17 protein-coding genes are annotated in these 15655 nt (G+C 69.3%); 8 read left to right on the forward strand and 9 right to left on the reverse strand.

Going from position 1 to position 15655, the window contains the following annotated elements; genetic code table 11:
* Both IE136_RS15400 and IE136_RS15405 read left to right on the forward strand, forming a co-directional pair.
* Positions 1-1386: FG-GAP repeat domain-containing protein (locus tag IE136_RS15400; protein ID WP_229818863.1), on the forward strand; the 1386-nt coding region annotated here is incomplete at its 5' end.
* 315 nt (positions 1387-1701) lie between these two features.
* Positions 1702-2448: a hypothetical protein gene (locus IE136_RS15405; protein WP_229818864.1), complete on the forward strand. Its 747-nt coding sequence runs from the start codon at positions 1702-1704 to the stop codon at positions 2446-2448.
* A 216-nt stretch (positions 2449-2664) separates the two neighbouring features.
* Here the strand turns inward: IE136_RS15405 and IE136_RS15410 are convergent, their stop codons facing one another.
* Complete coding sequence (locus IE136_RS15410) at positions 2665-3081, reverse strand: ester cyclase (RefSeq protein ID WP_158983577.1); 417 nt, start codon at positions 3079-3081, stop codon at positions 2665-2667.
* Between the two features lie 267 nt (positions 3082-3348).
* Positions 3349-3738, reverse strand: a complete 390-nt coding sequence (locus tag IE136_RS15415; RefSeq protein WP_189600625.1) for an SHOCT domain-containing protein — start codon at positions 3736-3738, stop codon at positions 3349-3351.
* A gap of 262 nt (positions 3739-4000) precedes the next feature.
* On the opposite strand from IE136_RS15415, the gene IE136_RS15420 reads away from it, so the two are divergent.
* Positions 4001-5368 carry a chloride channel protein gene (locus IE136_RS15420; RefSeq protein WP_189600626.1) on the forward strand — a complete coding sequence of 456 codons (1368 nt, stop codon included), beginning with the start codon at positions 4001-4003 and terminating at the stop codon, positions 5366-5368.
* Positions 5369-5770: 402 nt separating this feature from the next.
* On the opposite strand, the gene IE136_RS15425 is transcribed toward IE136_RS15420, so the two are convergent.
* Together IE136_RS15425 and IE136_RS15430 are read right to left on the reverse strand one after the other, a co-directional pair.
* Positions 5771-6100, reverse strand: coding sequence for a hypothetical protein (locus IE136_RS15425; protein WP_189600627.1), 330 nt, complete (start codon positions 6098-6100; stop codon positions 5771-5773).
* A complete protein-coding gene (locus IE136_RS15430) occupies positions 6097-6282 on the reverse strand; it encodes a hypothetical protein (RefSeq protein WP_189600628.1) in 186 nt (61 codons plus the stop codon). Before IE136_RS15430 ends, IE136_RS15425 begins: the two co-directional genes overlap by 4 nt.
* A 145-nt stretch (positions 6283-6427) precedes the next feature.
* On the opposite strand from IE136_RS15430, the gene IE136_RS15435 reads away from it, so the two are divergent.
* Positions 6428-7090: a hypothetical protein gene (locus tag IE136_RS15435; RefSeq protein ID WP_189600629.1), complete on the forward strand. Its 663-nt coding sequence runs from the start codon at positions 6428-6430 to the stop codon at positions 7088-7090.
* Positions 7091-7146: 56 nt separating this feature from the next.
* Positions 7147-7386 (forward strand): hypothetical protein, encoded by a 240-nt coding sequence (locus IE136_RS15440; RefSeq protein WP_189600630.1) that lies wholly within the window; start codon positions 7147-7149, stop codon positions 7384-7386.
* 278 nt (positions 7387-7664) lie between these two features.
* On the opposite strand, the gene IE136_RS15445 is transcribed toward IE136_RS15440, so the two are convergent.
* Positions 7665-8309, reverse strand: coding sequence for a class I SAM-dependent methyltransferase (locus tag IE136_RS15445; protein WP_158993519.1), 645 nt, complete (start codon positions 8307-8309; stop codon positions 7665-7667).
* Positions 8310-8668: 359 nt separating this feature from the next.
* On the opposite strand from IE136_RS15445, the gene IE136_RS15450 reads away from it, so the two are divergent.
* The 3 genes from IE136_RS15450 to IE136_RS15460 are packed head-to-tail and all read left to right on the forward strand — an operon-like array spanning position 8669 to position 11684.
* On the forward strand, positions 8669-9409 hold the full coding sequence (locus tag IE136_RS15450) for an FkbM family methyltransferase (RefSeq protein WP_229818865.1): 741 nt from the start codon (positions 8669-8671) through the stop codon (positions 9407-9409).
* Positions 9406-10563: a glycosyltransferase family 4 protein gene (locus IE136_RS15455; protein WP_189600631.1), complete on the forward strand. Its 1158-nt coding sequence runs from the start codon at positions 9406-9408 to the stop codon at positions 10561-10563. The genes IE136_RS15450 and IE136_RS15455 overlap by 4 nt, the downstream gene beginning before the upstream one ends.
* 32 nt (positions 10564-10595) lie before the next feature.
* Positions 10596-11684 (forward strand): glycosyltransferase, encoded by a 1089-nt coding sequence (locus tag IE136_RS15460; RefSeq protein WP_229818866.1) that lies wholly within the window; start codon positions 10596-10598, stop codon positions 11682-11684.
* Positions 11685-11777: 93 nt separating this feature from the next.
* Here IE136_RS15460 and IE136_RS15465 read toward each other — a convergent pair whose 3' ends face one another.
* Genes IE136_RS15465 through IE136_RS15480 form a run of 4 tightly spaced genes read right to left on the reverse strand, consistent with a single transcriptional unit; the run spans position 11778 to position 15653 of the window.
* Complete coding sequence (locus IE136_RS15465) at positions 11778-13223, reverse strand: oligosaccharide flippase family protein (RefSeq protein ID WP_158993511.1); 1446 nt, start codon at positions 13221-13223, stop codon at positions 11778-11780.
* Entirely contained in the window at positions 13220-13396 is a 177-nt protein-coding gene (locus IE136_RS15470; RefSeq protein WP_158993509.1) for a hypothetical protein, read from the reverse strand. Before IE136_RS15470 ends, IE136_RS15465 begins: the two co-directional genes overlap by 4 nt.
* Complete coding sequence (gmd, locus tag IE136_RS15475) at positions 13393-14391, reverse strand: GDP-mannose 4,6-dehydratase (protein ID WP_158993507.1); 999 nt, start codon at positions 14389-14391, stop codon at positions 13393-13395. Before gmd ends, IE136_RS15470 begins: the two co-directional genes overlap by 4 nt.
* Complete coding sequence (locus IE136_RS15480; RefSeq protein WP_189600633.1) at positions 14334-15653, reverse strand: hypothetical protein; 1320 nt, start codon at positions 15651-15653, stop codon at positions 14334-14336. Before IE136_RS15480 ends, gmd begins: the two co-directional genes overlap by 58 nt.
* Positions 15654-15655: the final 2 nt, after the last annotated feature.

Raw genomic sequence — 15655 nt, forward strand, 5'->3', positions numbered from 1 at the left:
ACACGTGGCCTGGGCCGACTACACAACGAAAGCTCCTTCGTGGTCACCGTCGACCGGGTGACCGGGGTGGCGCAGCGGCACACCGTCGGCTACCCCACGTTCGTCAACCTGGTGGGCGGCCTGCTGTCGTACGGCTCCCCGACCTCGCTCCTGGCCGAACACGACGACCCCCTGCGGCCGTTCCGCGCGGCGTCCCTGGCGGAGCCCGGTCAGCACGTCGAGGTCCTCGCCTACGTCTCCGCGGTCGCGCCCGCGGCCGACGGCACGCTCCTCGTACGCGGCGGCACCGCCGCCGAGGGCGAGGGTCTGTACTGGGTCTCGGCCGGGCAGGACGGGGCGCCCGCCACCCAGCTGGTCGCGAGCACGGGACAATCGACCGCGGTCACCTACGTCCGGACCGACGTTCCCGACGTGATCGACTTCGACCGCGACCGCTGGGTCCCCATGGGCTGGCATCTTTCCCGGAGCAACGTCTCCGTCACCGTCACGGTCACCCACCAGCGGACCGGCCAAAGCTTCGTCCGCCACCTCCAGCCCCGCCACGAGTCCGGGGACGTCCTCTACGGCGGCGCGCGGCGCCATCGGCTTCGTCTGGCACGGCACCTTCGGTGGTTTCGAAGGCCCGACGCAGGCGCCCAAGGCAGCCTTCAACGGCGACTACACGTGGACGTTCCGCGCGGTGCCGAAAACGGCGTCGGTCCGGAGGTCAACGAGTCCGGCACCTTCAAGGTCGTCCGCTCGGTCAAGCCGCACGACTACAGCGACAACGGCTCGCCCGACGTACTGACCCGGGACGCCGCGGGCAAGCTGTGGCGCATCGACACCGGTCACGAGCCCTCTTACGGCACCGTGCAGGCGGGGAAGCCGGTCGAGACCGGCACCGGCTGGCAAATCTACGACCGGATCGAGGCCACCGGCAATCTCAGCGACCTGACCGGCGACGAGAAGCCCGACGTCCTGGCGACGGACCCGGCCGGCGGCCTCTGGCTCTACCCCGGAACCGGAAACGCCAACGCGCCCCTGGCCCCCCGGCAGAAGATGGGCACCGGCTGGGGCATCTACAACCAGATCACCTCCACCGGCAACATCGGCGGCGCTCCGGCCGGCGACCTCGTCGCCCGCCATGCCGCCGGTGACCTCTGGCTGTACCTCGGCAAGGGCGACGGCACCTTCGCACCCCGTACGAAGATCGGCACCGGCTGGAACACCTACAGCGACGTCGTCGCCATCGGCGACGCCAACCGCGACGGCCGCCCCGACCTGATCGGGCACAGCCCGAGCGACAACACCGTCTACGTCTACGCGGGCACCGGCGACTGGAGTGTCCCCTTCAAGGGACGTACGCCTACCGGCATGGTGGGCGGCTCGTACAACAGCTGGTCCTGACTCGCCATGCACCGGGCGCGGCGCCCAGCCGCGCCCGGACGCCAAGCGGAACGCAAACGCTCTGTCGGTCGATGGGCTTCGATAGCGGGTTCGGCCGTACTGGGTGCGGCCTGGCCGTCAGGGCCGCGACGGGGGGCGCGCCCCGCGTGGTGCCGGGCACGTCCTGAGCCGCCTCTCGCTCGTACGAGTGGAGCTAGGGCCGACGGTGAACTTCCCGCGTTTTCTCGCATAACTGAGGCGCTAGCGTCTGATCTCGCTGCGCATGTGCGCAGTGCCCGCATTCGCGAGGCAGTCGAGCTATTCCCAGAGGGTTCCATGAGATTCCGTCGTGTCGTTCTCGCCCTTGCCGGGGCCGCTGTTCTGGCCACCGGCACGACCACCCTCCTGCCCGCGACCGCCCAGGCCCGGATCATGGCCGTTGCGTGCGACGAGACATCACTGATCACCGCTGTAAACGCGGCCAACACCGCCGGCGGGGGGACCGTGACCCTCACCGCAGGCTGTACCTACACGCTCACCGCCGCCCACGGCAACGACGGCGTGAACGGACCCACCGGGCTCCCCATCATCACCACCCCCATCACCCTGGAGGGCAACGCCAACACCATCACCCGCAGCTCGGCGTCCGTGTTCCGCATCGCCCAGGTCAGCACTACCGGAGACCTCACTCTCAAGGCGGTCACCCTCAGCGGCGGTCACGCGGCCACGAACGGGGGCGGCATCCTGAACTTCGGCGCGGTCACCCTCACCGGGAGCGAGCTGTCCAACAACGCCGCCGACGGTACCGGCGGTGGCATCTACAGCACCGGCGGTGCGGCAGGGGCGACGTTCACCAGCAGCAACGTCAAGAACAACACCGCCCACCAGGCCGCGGGTATCGCCAACGACCGTGGGACACTCGCCCTCACCAGCAGCGTGGTCAGCGGGAACGCCGCCGCCATCAACCCCGGCGGCATCTACCACGTCGCCGGCTCCGCGACACTCGACAACTCCGCGGTGAGCGCCAACACCCCCACCAACTGCACCGGCAGCCCCTCCCCCGTCCCCGGCTGCACCGGGTAACCCCCACCATCAGGGCCGCCGGCAGGCCGGCATCCCCCAGGCGGGTCACAGGCACCTGCCGCAACAGGCCTGGAGAACCGCACGGGGCCGTGGCCCGGCAGCGGCGTGCGAGGACGGTGGCGGCTGCGCCCTTACCGAGCGGCCCGCCCGGGCCCGGTCCGGCACCCGCTTCCTGCTCGGGCTGCGTCCTTGACGATCGGCCGCACCGGCTCGGGCTCAGGATGACGGGAGCAGCTCCAGTTGCTGGAGCATGGAGAGCTGATCGACGACGTGCCAGTGTTCGGCGAGCCGGCCGCCGTCCAGCCGGAAGATGTCGACTCCGGCGAAGCGGCATGATCGTCCCGTCGGGGGAATGCCCAGGAAAGTTCCGGAGTGGGTAGCAGTGTTGGTCCAACGGACGACGACACGGTCCCCCTCGGCAATGATGTCGTCCATGCTGAAGGTGGGTGCCAGCCCCTCCACGAGCATGGCCACTCGGTCCTTCAGCCCCTCACGCCCCTCGCGCTGCCCGGGCAGCGGGTCGTGCTCCTTGTAGTCCATCGCGGCCAGCTCGTCGACGATCTCCGTGCGCCGCCCGTTGAGCACTTCCTCGAAGAACCGGCGTACCAGCGCCTTATTGGTCTCGGCGGACACGTAGCGACCTCCCTGTCAATGCCATTGGATTCTGTCCTTCTCGTCAGCACCCGCTCTCCGGCGGAGAGCGTCTCCGATCAGGTCCCATTGCGGCACCGTCGCCGCGCCGATACCGCCTCGGCTTCGCCCCACCCTGCGGATGCCCCTGGCCGTTTCCTTGGGATCAGCGAACTCGACGAAAGGACCACAGGGGGGTCAGGTAGTCAGGCGTCAAACGTCAGGTCGTCAGGCGTCAGGCGTCAGGCGTCAGGCGTCAGGCGTCAGGCGTCAGTTCAGGAGCTTGGTCTTGGCGCGCTGGAATTCCTCCTGGGTGATGTCGCCCTTGTCTTTGAGCGCGGAGAGCTTGCCCAGCTCCTCCACCGAACTGCTCCCGGCTCCCGCCGCTTTCTGGATGTACTGGCGCAGGGCTTCCTCATGCTCCTGGACCTGTTTCACATCCCTTTCGCCCATGCTCTTCCCCCGGGCGATGAGATACACCAGGACACCGACGTAGGGCAGTACGAGCACGAAGACGAGCCACCCCGCCTTCGCCCAGCCGCTGAGGCTGTGGTCCCGGAAGATGTCCGTGACCACCTTGAACAGCAGGAAGAACCACATGACCCACAGGAAGAGCCACAGCATCGTCCAGAACAGGTTGAGAAGGGGATAGTCGTCCATGTTTCGCTCCGATCATGGAGGCACTACCTCATTCATACAGTCGGACCACGAGGACCGCATGTCAGGGCAGCGTGTCGCTGTTGCAGTCGGGAGAAACGGCAGGTAGCGATGGGATGGTGCGGTGTGAGACCTGATTTCGGGATTGAGCGGCGTCTCTGTCCGCTCGGTGCCGGCTTCTCCGCCAGTGCCGCGCTCACCGCAAGCCCGGGCGGGCTGTGCCCGGCGCCGAGTCGACGTGGGGTCGAGGGGAAGGGAGACACCGATGGCGGGGCCCAGCCCTCGATCCGGTCCGCCCGTCAGCGGAGCGCAGCCTGAGGAGGCGGACCGGCTGCGGGACCTGCTGCTGGCTCCCGGCTATCTGAAGGTGCTCTTCCTCTGCGCCCTCATCGGCATCCCGGTGTCCCTCGCGGCGTTCTGGTTCCTGGTCGGGCTGCACGAACTGGAACACGTCTTGTGGGCGGACCTCCCCCATGACCTGGGGTGGGACGCGCCTGCGTGGTGGTGGCCGCTGCCCCTCTTCCTCGTCGCGGGCCTGGTCGTCGGCCTGGTCGCCGCACGGCTCCCAGGTGCGGGCGGCCACATCCCAGCCTCCGGCCTGCATACCGGAGGCGCCTCCCCCACCGCGCTGCCCGGAGTGCTCCTGGCCGCGGCAGCGAGTCTGCCGTTCGGCGCCGTCCTCGGCCCGGAGGCACCGCTGATCGCCCTGGGTGGCGGCCTGGCCCTGCTGTTCCGCAACCTCGCCCACGCACCCACGGCCGCGCAGAGCACGGCGCTGCTGGGTGCGGCCGGAGCCGCGGCGGCCATCTCCGCGATCTTCGGCAACCCCGTGGTCGCCGCCGTCCTTCTCATCGAGATCGCAGGCGTGGGAGGTCCACGACTGTTCGCGGTCATGCTGCCCGCCCTGCTCTCCAGCGGAGTCGGAGCCCTGGTCTTCACCGGCTTCGGTCGCTGGACCGGTCTGGAAACAGGAAGCCTCAGTCTCGAGCTGCCCGCCCCGTCCCCGCGCCTGGACGCCGCGGACGTGCTCTGGACCCTGATCATGGCCGTGACCATCGCCGTCGCGACACACCTGCTGCTGAGCGCGGGACGACTGGTGGCCTTGTACACCATGAAAGCCGTACCGGTACGGACCGTTCTGTGCGCGCTGGGCGCCGCGGCCTGCGCCGCCCTCTACACACTGAGCACCGACCGCTCCCCCGCCGACGTCGCCACGTCCGGCCAGAGCACCCTGAGCACACTGGCCGCCGACCCGCACGCCTGGAGCGTCGGCGCGCTGCTGGCCGTCCTGGCCTTCAAAGGCGCCGCCTACACCCTGTGTCTGGGCAGCCTGCGAGGCGGCCCCGTCTTCCCCGCCCTCTTCCTGGGAGCCGCCACCGGCGTCCTGCTCGCACCGCTGCCAGGTCTCGGAGTGCTACCCGCGATGGCGGCCGGCATGGCAGCGGCCACCGGGGCCACACTGCGGCTCCCCGTGAGCAGCGTCGTGCTCGTCGCCCTGTTGCTCGGCAGCCTCGACGTGATGCCCCTGGTGATCCTGGCGGCCGTGGTCGCCTTCATCACCACCGAACTGCTGCCCCCGCATCCGCGCCGATCCACCGGAGAGCACTCCTCGCCCCCAGGCGAAGCTGCCTGATGCCTCGCATGGGGGGGGAACCGCGAGCCGCACCGCCCTCGCCCACCGCCTCCGCCCCGGCCCAGCACGACCGCAGCCGCCAGGCGCTGCTCGAGAGGTGGGGATGGCGGCCGGCCCAGCGGCACAACCAGACCTCACGGTCACCGCAGCCCCTCCACGTCACGGCCCAACTGCTGGCGTCTGGGCGGATGCCGGCACCAACGCCCGACGCGCCACCGTGATCCAGTCAGAGGATCTCGACCGGGACGCGTCAGGGAGGCCAGGGAGCCGGCGCAAGCCGGGGCCGTCTCCCTGGCGGCAACGGGGCCGGACACCACGTCTGTGTGGCAGGGGGGCGGGGGTCCGCCGCCCTGCCTCACGCACGTCCGAGCCTGGTTCGGGGCACCCGCGCTCCAGGGTCCGTCAGACCCCGAGGTGGAGCGTTCCCGCTCCCTTCCCCGGTACGTCCTCCCATCCGCGCAGCCGTGCCGCGAGGCGCTGCAGGCGCGGGTCGGACGGGGGGACGTCGATCTGGAAGTGAGCCTCGTTCAGGCGGCGGCGGAAGTTCCCGCCCCAGGCCACCACGCCCTCGCATTCCCGCAGGATGTCCAGGATGACGGCTCGCTGATGCGGGAAGAGTCCGCCCGTGACACCTTCCGGATACCACGTCGGACGGATCGCGCACGCCGTACCCGAGGCGTGGTTGGCCGCGTAGCCCTTGAGCGACCTGCCCGGAGGACGGAAGCCGATCACTTCGCCGTCGTGAGGGTGTCGATCTCGTAGTGGTAGCGGCGTATCACGTGAACGAGCACCACCGCCGGCTCGCCGAGGCGCAGGGCCACGGCGACCGAACTGCCCGGCACCTGGCGGGTCCATACGGTGCCGGAGGCGTCCGTGGCGGATTCCAGGGGCCAGCCGTTCGGGCCGACCGCCACGGGACGAGGCCGGGGCGCCGGGGCCACTGCCGGGCTGCTCCCTGAGGCTCCCCGCCCATCCATCGCCGCCACACCCTCCTCATGTGGTCCTGACCACTGCGGCACAATCGGGGTCAACGAGGCGGGCGACGGTGGGGGTGGGAACGTGGGACTTTTCGGCTCGCGAGGCAGGCGTAAGAGCATACCGAACGATCCGGCGCTGCTGGCTGCGGCTGCTGAGAATCCCGGTGGCAGCGTCGCCGAGATCGACCCGACGTATATCGACGACCCGAACGGCTACGTACCTCCTGAGGCGATCCGCGGTGCGTGGGTGGTGGACGGCGGCGGGAAGCTGACCGGCGAGTACCGGCAGAATCCCCGTCACGGGGTGCCACAGGACGACTTCAGCAAGCTCACTGATCCTGATCACTGGCTTGGCTGGCTCGGCGATGATCCCGCGCGGGCCGTCCGGGAAGGCATCGAGGAGTCCCTGCGCGCCCAGGTGGCAGACGCGGTGGTCGAGTGGGTAAAGATCCTTGAAACGCCCCGTTTTCTTACGGGTGGGCGTCCACGTTCCGAGGACGAACAGGTCATCCTGGTGACCCGCGCGGCACTCGCCGCACCGTTTGCGTTGTCCGTGCGGACAACGCGGCACGGGCGTTCCGTCCTCCTGGGGGTGTTCTCCTGGGCGGCGGTGAACCTCTCACGACCCGCAGCGCGGAAGGATCGGCACTGGTTTGACCTGGGCGTCGGGCTGGAGTGGGCCGGTGAACGGCTTCAAGAGCGGATCTACGAGATTGACGGTGAGGACGGCCCCGCCGAGCGGTAGAGAGGCAACGCCACTCTGCCCGCCGGTCAAGCTGGCAGACGGACCTAACTCCTCCGTTGATCTCACAACCAATGCTGGGGCCCCTGGCCGCCGCCGACTACGAAGGGCCGCTGATCGCCTGGATAAGCACCGTCATCCGCCTGCGCCGTCATCCCGGTCGTCAGTCCGCTCCTTTCCCCGAGGACCCGTGGTGCTGGCGCCCGGTCACGTCGGTGACGGCCAACAGCCGAATACGCGCCTCTGTCTACCTCGGCACCGTCACCTTCGCCGCCGTCCTCATCTGGCTCCGCACGTGATCCGATAGACAAACCCTGAAACGCCGGCCGGGTTGACCGAGCCGGGGGCCGGGCGGGCTGGGTGACGCTTGCTTCACCGCGGACGTAGACGCAGAGGCGGGGGTGCGAGAACTAGGCTCTCCAAGCGCTCGACAACATCGCTGAAGCGGCAGGCGACGGCGTTGGCGATGGCGATGTCCGCCGCGCGACGCCGCGCTGTGTCCGCTGACCGTGATGTTGACCAGCACGGTACCGATCAGGGCTTCCGCGGTGATCCAGCCGGCGAGTTCGTCCGGCTCTCAACCAGTCGCCTCCGCCTCCACGGTCAGAGCAAAGTCGGGGCGGACCTCCAGGTTCCTGAGATCGGGGTCATCGCTCTGTCCTGGCGCACAACGGCGGACACTCTTGAAACCGGCCGATTCGAGTTCGGCCGTCAGGGTCGCAAAGTCCCACAGGTATCCGATGTGATGGCCGCAATCCTGGAAGGTCGTGCGCAGCAGATCGATGGGGTGATGGATCTCGTAGCCTTTCCGGCGCCACCTCTCCATCTCCAGTCGGGTCTCCTGGTCGTCTGCCGTGTAGAGCCGGACCACGTGCTCCACGTCCGGAGTGGACAACCTGATGCGACCACCCGGGACGAGTACGCGATGCGCCTCACGGAACATGCGGCGATTGGGCATCAGGCGGATGTGCTCGATCATGTTGTCCGCATAGACATGGCTCGCCGAGGCTGTACGGACCGGCCACCTCTTGGTGGCATCCAGGTAGTGCCGCGCACGCCAGGAGATGTCGGTGCAGATCCAGCCCGGGCGTCGGGCTGCGTGGCTGCCGATTTCGATCTTCAAGGGACTCGGCGACTTCACGGCCAGGGCGAGCCGGGACTGGGCAACCGGACGGTTCAGCGGACCGATCACTGCTTTGATGATGCTCTTCGCGTTGGCCACGCCAAGCAGGCTAGGCCCGTCCTTCGCTGGCCTACAAGCCGCCACACGCTTCTTGGCCGCCGTCACCCGAAGGCGTTTCCTGATTGCTCCGGGAGATGCAATTCACCACCCGTTTGAACGTGAACTGCTTTCCGGATGGCCGGGGAAGCCAGTCGTGTCATGTGTCATGCAAGTGAGTTGAGGACACTAAGCTGCTGATGATTCAGAGAGATGCCGCTCCAGCTCGCTCCGGCATCATTCGAACTCGGCCCGACACGGCGATGCGCGTATCTCTCGACATTCTTGGCCACCTGCGGCGGCTGGAGGTGCGGGGAAATCGCCGACTTCTCTAAGCATCCATGCGAAGGAGCAGTACGACCGTGACCCTCCTCCACCGCGTACGCAGCGGCGTACAGCGACTCGGGATCGACATCGCCCGCTACCCAGCGACCTGGTCAGGACAGCAACTCGTGCAGCTCATGGGGCAGTTCGGGATCAACCTGGTCATCGACGCGGGCGCACACTGCGGTGAATACGGGACGATGCTGCGTCGCAGCGGCTACCAGGGCCGCATTGTCTCCTTCGAGCCGCTGAGCGGCCCGCGTGGGGAACTGCGCCGTCGGGCATCGCCCGACCCCGCCTGGACCGTGCTGCCGTACGCGCTCGGCGACCACACCGGCACCATTGTGATGAACGTCGCCGGCAACGCGGGCGCCAGCAGTTCGGTGCTCCCGATGTTGGAACGTCACTCGCGCGCGGCTCCGCACGCCGGTTACACCGGCGAGCAGACGGCTGAGATCCGCCGACTCGACGATCTGTGGGAGCAGATCGTCGTCCCGGGCGAGCGGGTCTTTCTCAAGATGGACGTCCAGGGATACGAGGCACACGTGCTGCGCGGTGCGGGCAACCACGCGGCGGACTGCCTCGGCATCCAGACCGAGACGTCCTTCGTTCCGCTGTACGAGGGCGGGCTACTCTTCAACGAGGCGTTGAAGCTGCTCCAGTCGGAACTCGGTCTCACCCCGATGTCCGTCATCCCCGGTTTCACCGACCCGCAGTCCGGTCAGATGCTCCAATGCGACGTGGTGCTCTTCCGCGCGCGAGAGGCGGCACACGTATGAGGCCGCTGAGGATCGCCCTGGTCCACAGTTTTTACAGCACCTCCGCCCCCGGTGGCGAGAACGAGGCCCCCCTCGACCATGCGGAGGCGCTGCGCAGGGCCGGACACGAAGTACAGATGGTTGCCGCGCACACCGACGAATTGCGGACCCGCCCGCTGCACGCCGTCAGATGCGCGGTCACGGTGGCCGGCGGGCGCGGCCGCTCCCCCCTTCCCGAACTGCGCGCCTTCTCCCCTGACATCGTGCACGTACACAACCTCTTCCCCAACTTCGGCCGCGACTGGCTGACCGGATGGCGCGGTCCGCTCGTGACGACGCTGCACAACTTCCGCCCGATCTGCGCGGCGGCGACGCTCTACCGCGACGGCGGGATCTGCACCAGGTGCGTGGACGGGGACCGCTGGGCCGGGCTGCGCGCCGGCTGCTACCGCGGTTCCCGGCTCGCCACCCTGCCGCTGGCCTGGGCGGGACGTGGCGGAGTGGCCGCCGACCCGCTGCTGCGCCGCGCCGACCGGATCGTGGTCCTCTCCGAGCTCGGCCGCACCACCTATGCCCGCGCCGGGGTGGACGAGAGGCGCATGGCTCTCATCCCTAACTTCGTGCCGTCGGTGGAAGGCCGGACTGTCGAGCCCGGGAAACGCTGGGTGTACGCGGGCAAGCTCACCGCGGAGAAGGGCATTCTCGACCTTCTCCGCCGCTGGCCGGCCGACGCACCGCTGGACGTCATCGGCAACGGTCCGCTGGAAGAGGACTGCCGTGCCGCCGCACCACGCTCGGTGCGGTTCCACGGCGTGCTCGGTCGCACCGAGCTACGGCACAGACTGCCGGGCTACCGCGGTCTCGTCTTCCCCAGCCGCTGGTACGAGGGCATGCCGCTGGTGTACATCGAGGCGCTCGCCGCCGGCCTTCCCGTGCTCGCCTTCGAAGGTTCCGCGACGCACGCCGCGGTGCGGGCCGAGGGAACCGGCGCCGTCACCGGCTGGGAGGCGCCGCTGGATCGAGTGCTGCGCGAGGCGGGCAGCAGCTTCCCGGCTCTGCGCTCCCACTGCCGGCGGGTGTACGAGGAGGCGTACAGCGAAGAGGTCTGGGCCGGACGGATGGTGCGGCTCTACGGGGAACTCCTCGGCACGGCCATGCCCATGGAGACGGTATGAAAAGGGCTCGTGTCGTCTTCGTGCAGCCGTACATGACCTCGTACCGGCTGCCCTTCTATGCCCGGCTCGCCGATCAACTGGGCGAGCGCGAGATTGATTTGGCCATCGCCCACAGCGCGCCAACCGGCTACTGGGTGGACCGCCGCGACAGCATCACACTGCCGGGAGCGATCGAGCTCCCACAGCGCGACTGGTGGATCGGCGGGCGCCGCATCGTGTGGCGTCCGCTCGGCGCCCTGGCGCGCTCATGTGACGCGCTCGTGCTGCCCCAGGCTCTGCACCAGCTCGACGCGTACCCGCTGCTCGCCCGTCGACGCCGTAGGACTCGGGTCGCACTGTGGGGGCACGGGCGGACCTACAGCATGCGACACCGCATGCCCGAGCGATGGGCCAAGGCGGCGCTGACCCGCAGGGCCGACTGGTTCTTCGCGTACACCGACGCGGGCGGTGAGTACGCGGTGCGGGCCGGGATGCCGCCGCAACGGGTCACGGTAGTGCAGAACGCACTCGACAGCCGGTCGCTGGCCTCGGCGCGTGACGCGGTCACCGACGCCGAGGTGGCGGCCCTGCGTGAGCGGTACGGGCTGAACCCCGGGCTGACAGGGCTGTACATCGGCGGGCTCGACCGGAACAAGCGAATCCCTTTCCTACTGGCCGCGGCCGAGGCGATCGCCCGCCGTGTCCCCGGGTTCCGGCTGCTGGTCGCGGGTGACGGCGCCCAACGAGATCTGGTAGCGGCCGCCGGCGGCCCGGTCGTCCATGTGGGGCACGCCCATGACGGGGACAAGGCGCTGCTCGGTGCTGCCGCCGACGTCATGCTGATGCCGGGAACCGTCGGACTTTGCGCGGTGGACTCCTTCGCGCTCCGAACACCGCTGGTGACCTGTATCTGGCCCCTGCACAGCCCAGAGTTCGAGTATCTGGAGGACGGGCGCAACGCCTTGGTGGTCGACGGCGACGCCGACTGCTATGCGGCGGCCGTGGCCGCACTCCTCGCCGATCCCGACCGGTTGGCTTCCCTGCGTCGCGCCTGCCGCGCCGACGCGACGCGCTATACGGTCGAGGCGATGGCCATCAGGTTCGCCCGTGGTCTGGAGGGCCTCGTCCACGGCAGTGCGTGACCGGACACCGCGAAACCTCCCGGGCGCGTACCCGTAAGCACTCCATCGGCTCGACACAAGGCACGCGCACAGGGTGGGGCCGAGCCGGCCGTCTCACGGCCGGTCCGAGGAGCGTGCGACGGCATGCGAGCCAACGGTGCCTCTGCCGAGACGGAGCAGGCCTCGTCGGCGCGCCACCGCGTAGGCGGGCAGCAGGTCCCGAAGCAGCGCGACCCCGGCGACAAGCGGCAGCGCGGCCACGAGTCCGAGGTAGGGGCCCTGGGCAAGGCCCGCGTGGCAGACCCCGAAGACGGCGCCGCCCACCGCGGCATGCGCTGCGTGCGCCCGCAGCACGGAGATCGCCAGAGGGCCACCCCAACACACCAGTTGGACGGCGTGCGCGGCGAGCGGGCCGGCCACCGCGGCTGCCAGGAGCACGGACAGACTCTCCTGCCGGAACGCGGCGACCAGGCTGCACGCGATCGCCAGCACGGCAGCGAGCTGGGAACCCACCATGGCGCCCGGGGCCTGCCGCACCTGGTTGATGGAGTCACCGACCCAGGCCAGCAGGGAGAACGCCGCGCCCACCGCAAGCAGCGGCACGAGCCGCCCGGCGGACTCCCAGCCCGGGCCGAGCAGCACACCGAGCAAGGCGGGACCGACAGCGGCGATGGCACCGAACCCGATCAGGCCGATGGCTGAGGCCCCACACAGGGTGTCGTACTCGCCCTTGCTGCCGCGCGCCTCGGTGAGGGCGGGCGCGGCCGCACGGTTGATGCCCTGGGCCAACATCGCCACCGGAAGCTGGGTGAAGAGGGATGCCCGCGCGTAGTGCCCGGCTGCGGCCGGTCCGAACATGGCGCCGACAAGCCAGAGGGGAGCGGTGTTGCACCCGTACTGCACCAGGCTGAAACCGGTGAAGAAGGTGGACGGACCGAGCAGCTCCGACATTGGCGGACGCGGCCCGTCCGGCAGCGGTTGCGCGGCCAGCAGCCGCAGCGTTCCGGCGAGTACCACGGCCGCGGCGAGCGGTGTGGCGACCGCGAGGGCGTGGGGACTCCAGCCGGCCACCAGCAGGGTGAGGGAGAGGCTGAAACCCGAGGCCTGGCCCAACAGTTCCAGACGCACTACGCGCGCCGCATGTCCGCAGCGCCGCAGGGCGGCCGTGGCCGCGAGGGACATGGGAGTGACGAGGAACTGAGCGCTCAACAGCCGCACCAGTGACACCAGCCCTTCCATGTCCCAGAGCAGGCCGACGGCCGGTGCGGTGAGCTGCGCGGCCACGAAGCAGCAGCAACCGGTGACGGCGGTCGTGCGCAGGGCAAGGCGGGTGAGCGGCCGGGTGAGACGGCGAGTTCGGAGCAGGCAGACGGACACGCCGCCGTTGGCGAAGTAGGCGAGGATTCCGAGTGTGGCGGTCGCGATGGCGTACGCCCCGAAAGCGGCGGGCTCCACGAGCCGTGCGGTCAGAGCGGTGTAACCGAGCTGGAGGATAACGGCCTGCGCGGCGCCCGCGAAGTTCCACAGCATGCTGTGCACGGCGGAGCGGGTGGTGGTCATCCGGTGGGTTCGTCGGCCGGGAGCGGGCGCCGCGCGAAGAGCGCCGCCGGGCCGTAGTCCGGTGGGGAGAGGGTCCGCGCCGTGCCGACGCCGGCGCCCCACATGGACGGTCTCGCACCCGTCGGCCGTGGCAGGGGCTCCTCGCTGGGATCCAGGTCGGCGAGTCGGGTCACAGCGTCAGAGCCTCCGGGGTCGAAACGCCCAGCTCGGCGTCGGTCATGATACGGGCCAGTTCGGGAGTCAGAACGGTCGGCCGCCAGCCGAGCTCGCGTTCCGCCTTGGACGCGTCGCCAATGAGGGCGGGGACCTCGGACGGCCTCAAGTACCTTTCGTCGAACCGAACATGGCGCTCCCAGTCCAGTCCCGCGCGCTCGAAACAGAAGGCGAGGAAGTCCCGGACGCTGTGGCTTGTACCGGTGGCGACGACATAGTCGTCGGGTTGATCACGCTGCAGCATCCTCCACATCGCGTCCACGTACTCAGGCGCGTACCCCCAGTCGCGGCGCGCCTCCAGATTGCCCAGATGCAGGAACTGCTGCTCGCCTCTGGCGATCTTCGCGGCGGCGCGGGCGATCTTGCGGGTCACGAAGGTCTCGCCCCGGCGCGGGGACTCGTGGTTGAAGAGGATGCCATTGACGGCGTAGATGCCGTACGCCTCACGGTAGTTGCGGGTGATCCAGTACGCGTACACCTTGGCGGCCGCGTACGGGGATCGCGGGTGGAAGGGTGACCCCTCGGACTGCGGGGGTGCGGTCGTCCCGAACATCTCGGAGCTGGATGCCTGGTAGAACCGGCACGGCAACCCGGTCATCCGGATGGCTTCGAGCAGACGGGTGGTGCCGAGTCCGGTGGTGCTGCCGGTGAACTCGGGTTCGTCGAAGGAGACCCGGACGTGCGACTGAGCGGCGAGGTGGTACACCTCCTCGGGCTGAATACGCTCCAGCAGCGCGGCGATGCGGGAGCCGTCGGCGAGATCTCCGTAGTGCAGTTGCAGCCAGGCGTCGGGCTCGTGCGGGTCCTGGTAGAGGTGGTCGATCCGCTGGGTCGTGATGGTGGACGAGCGTCGGACTAGGCCGTGTACCAGATAGCCCTTGGAGTGCAGGAGCTCGGCTAGATACGAACCGTCCTGACCGGTGATGCCGGTGATGAGTGCAGTCTTGTTGGGCATGGCGACTCCTGGGGCGTACGGGGACTGGGTGCGTCGCTGCGCTGCCGTGCGCAGGCCGCCAGCAGGCCGAGGATCACAGCCTGTTCGGGGAAGAGCGGGTAGGTGGTCATGAAGACCAGGTGGCCGCAGATCAGCAGTCGGATCAACAGCCCGTGCTCATGGTCCGCGCCAGCCGCGTGCCCGGCCGTCGCGTACAGCGCCAGGAGTGCCGCGACGCCGAGAACCCCGAGGCGCAGCAGCACTTCCAGGTAGTAGTTGTGCGGGGAGAAGGTGATGAGGACCCCGTTCATCATGCGGTCGTACCCTGAGCCGAACGGCAGCCCCACCAGCCAGTCCAGCACTCCGTCAAGCCTTGGCAGCAGTGCGAGCCACCCGTCCACGCGCCACACGAGCGTCGTGTCGTCCTCACTGGAAGCCCCGAGGCTCGATGTAACCCCTTCGGCGACACCCCAGGAGACGGCCAGCAGGCCGAGCGTGCTCAGGGAACCCAGGACGGTGAGCGCCGTGAGGCGGGATCTCCCCTGGTGACGGCGCGACAGCAGCCAGCCCGTGAACATGATGCCTACGGCCAGCCAGACGGTGCGGTGCTGCATCAGTGCGACGACCAGCAACAGCGGCCACGCCAGGAAGCCGGGGCCCGCGAGGCCTCGGCCGCACAGCAGGAACATGGCCGCCTGGCCGATGATGAGGGCTTCGGCCGGGCCCAGCGCACGGGCGTTGACGAGCACCCCGTCGACCATGATCCGTTCGGAATTGGAGCCGATACCTGCCTCCAGCCACCACAGCAGCGCCAGTAGGGACAGAACGCAGGCGGCCGCGACCCAGACGCGGGCCACTGTGCGCACCAGCGGCCGGCCCGGAGAGAGGACGGCGACGAAGAACGCAACGCACAGGAGCTGGATGAAGTGGGTCCGGGCCTCGTTGCCCACCGTCTGGGCATCGAAGCGTCCGAATCCGCGGAGCAGCGCACAGGCGGTCAGGGACAGCAGGGCGAGGAGTGCCAACGGGGCGCGGAACCCCCTCCTCCTCGCGAGGATGATGAGCGACGCAGCCAGCAGACACACCGTCAGTACGTCAGTGGGAAGCAGATCCACGCCCGCGCTCGACCTGGATCCGGGCAGGGACTGATGCGACTGCCAGAGCTGGACGGTGGTGTACACACCGATGGCCCAGCCGGGCCAGCGCACGAAGCTCGCGATGAGGGCGACCCCGAGCAGGAACGCGGTGCAGCCGAACAGCAGTGTCGTCGGGTCGAAGGACAAGG

Origin of the sequence: Streptomyces lateritius, from assembly GCF_014649715.1 — a bacterium.
GTDB classification, from domain to species: Bacteria; Actinomycetota; Actinomycetes; order Streptomycetales; family Streptomycetaceae; genus Streptomyces; species Streptomyces lateritius.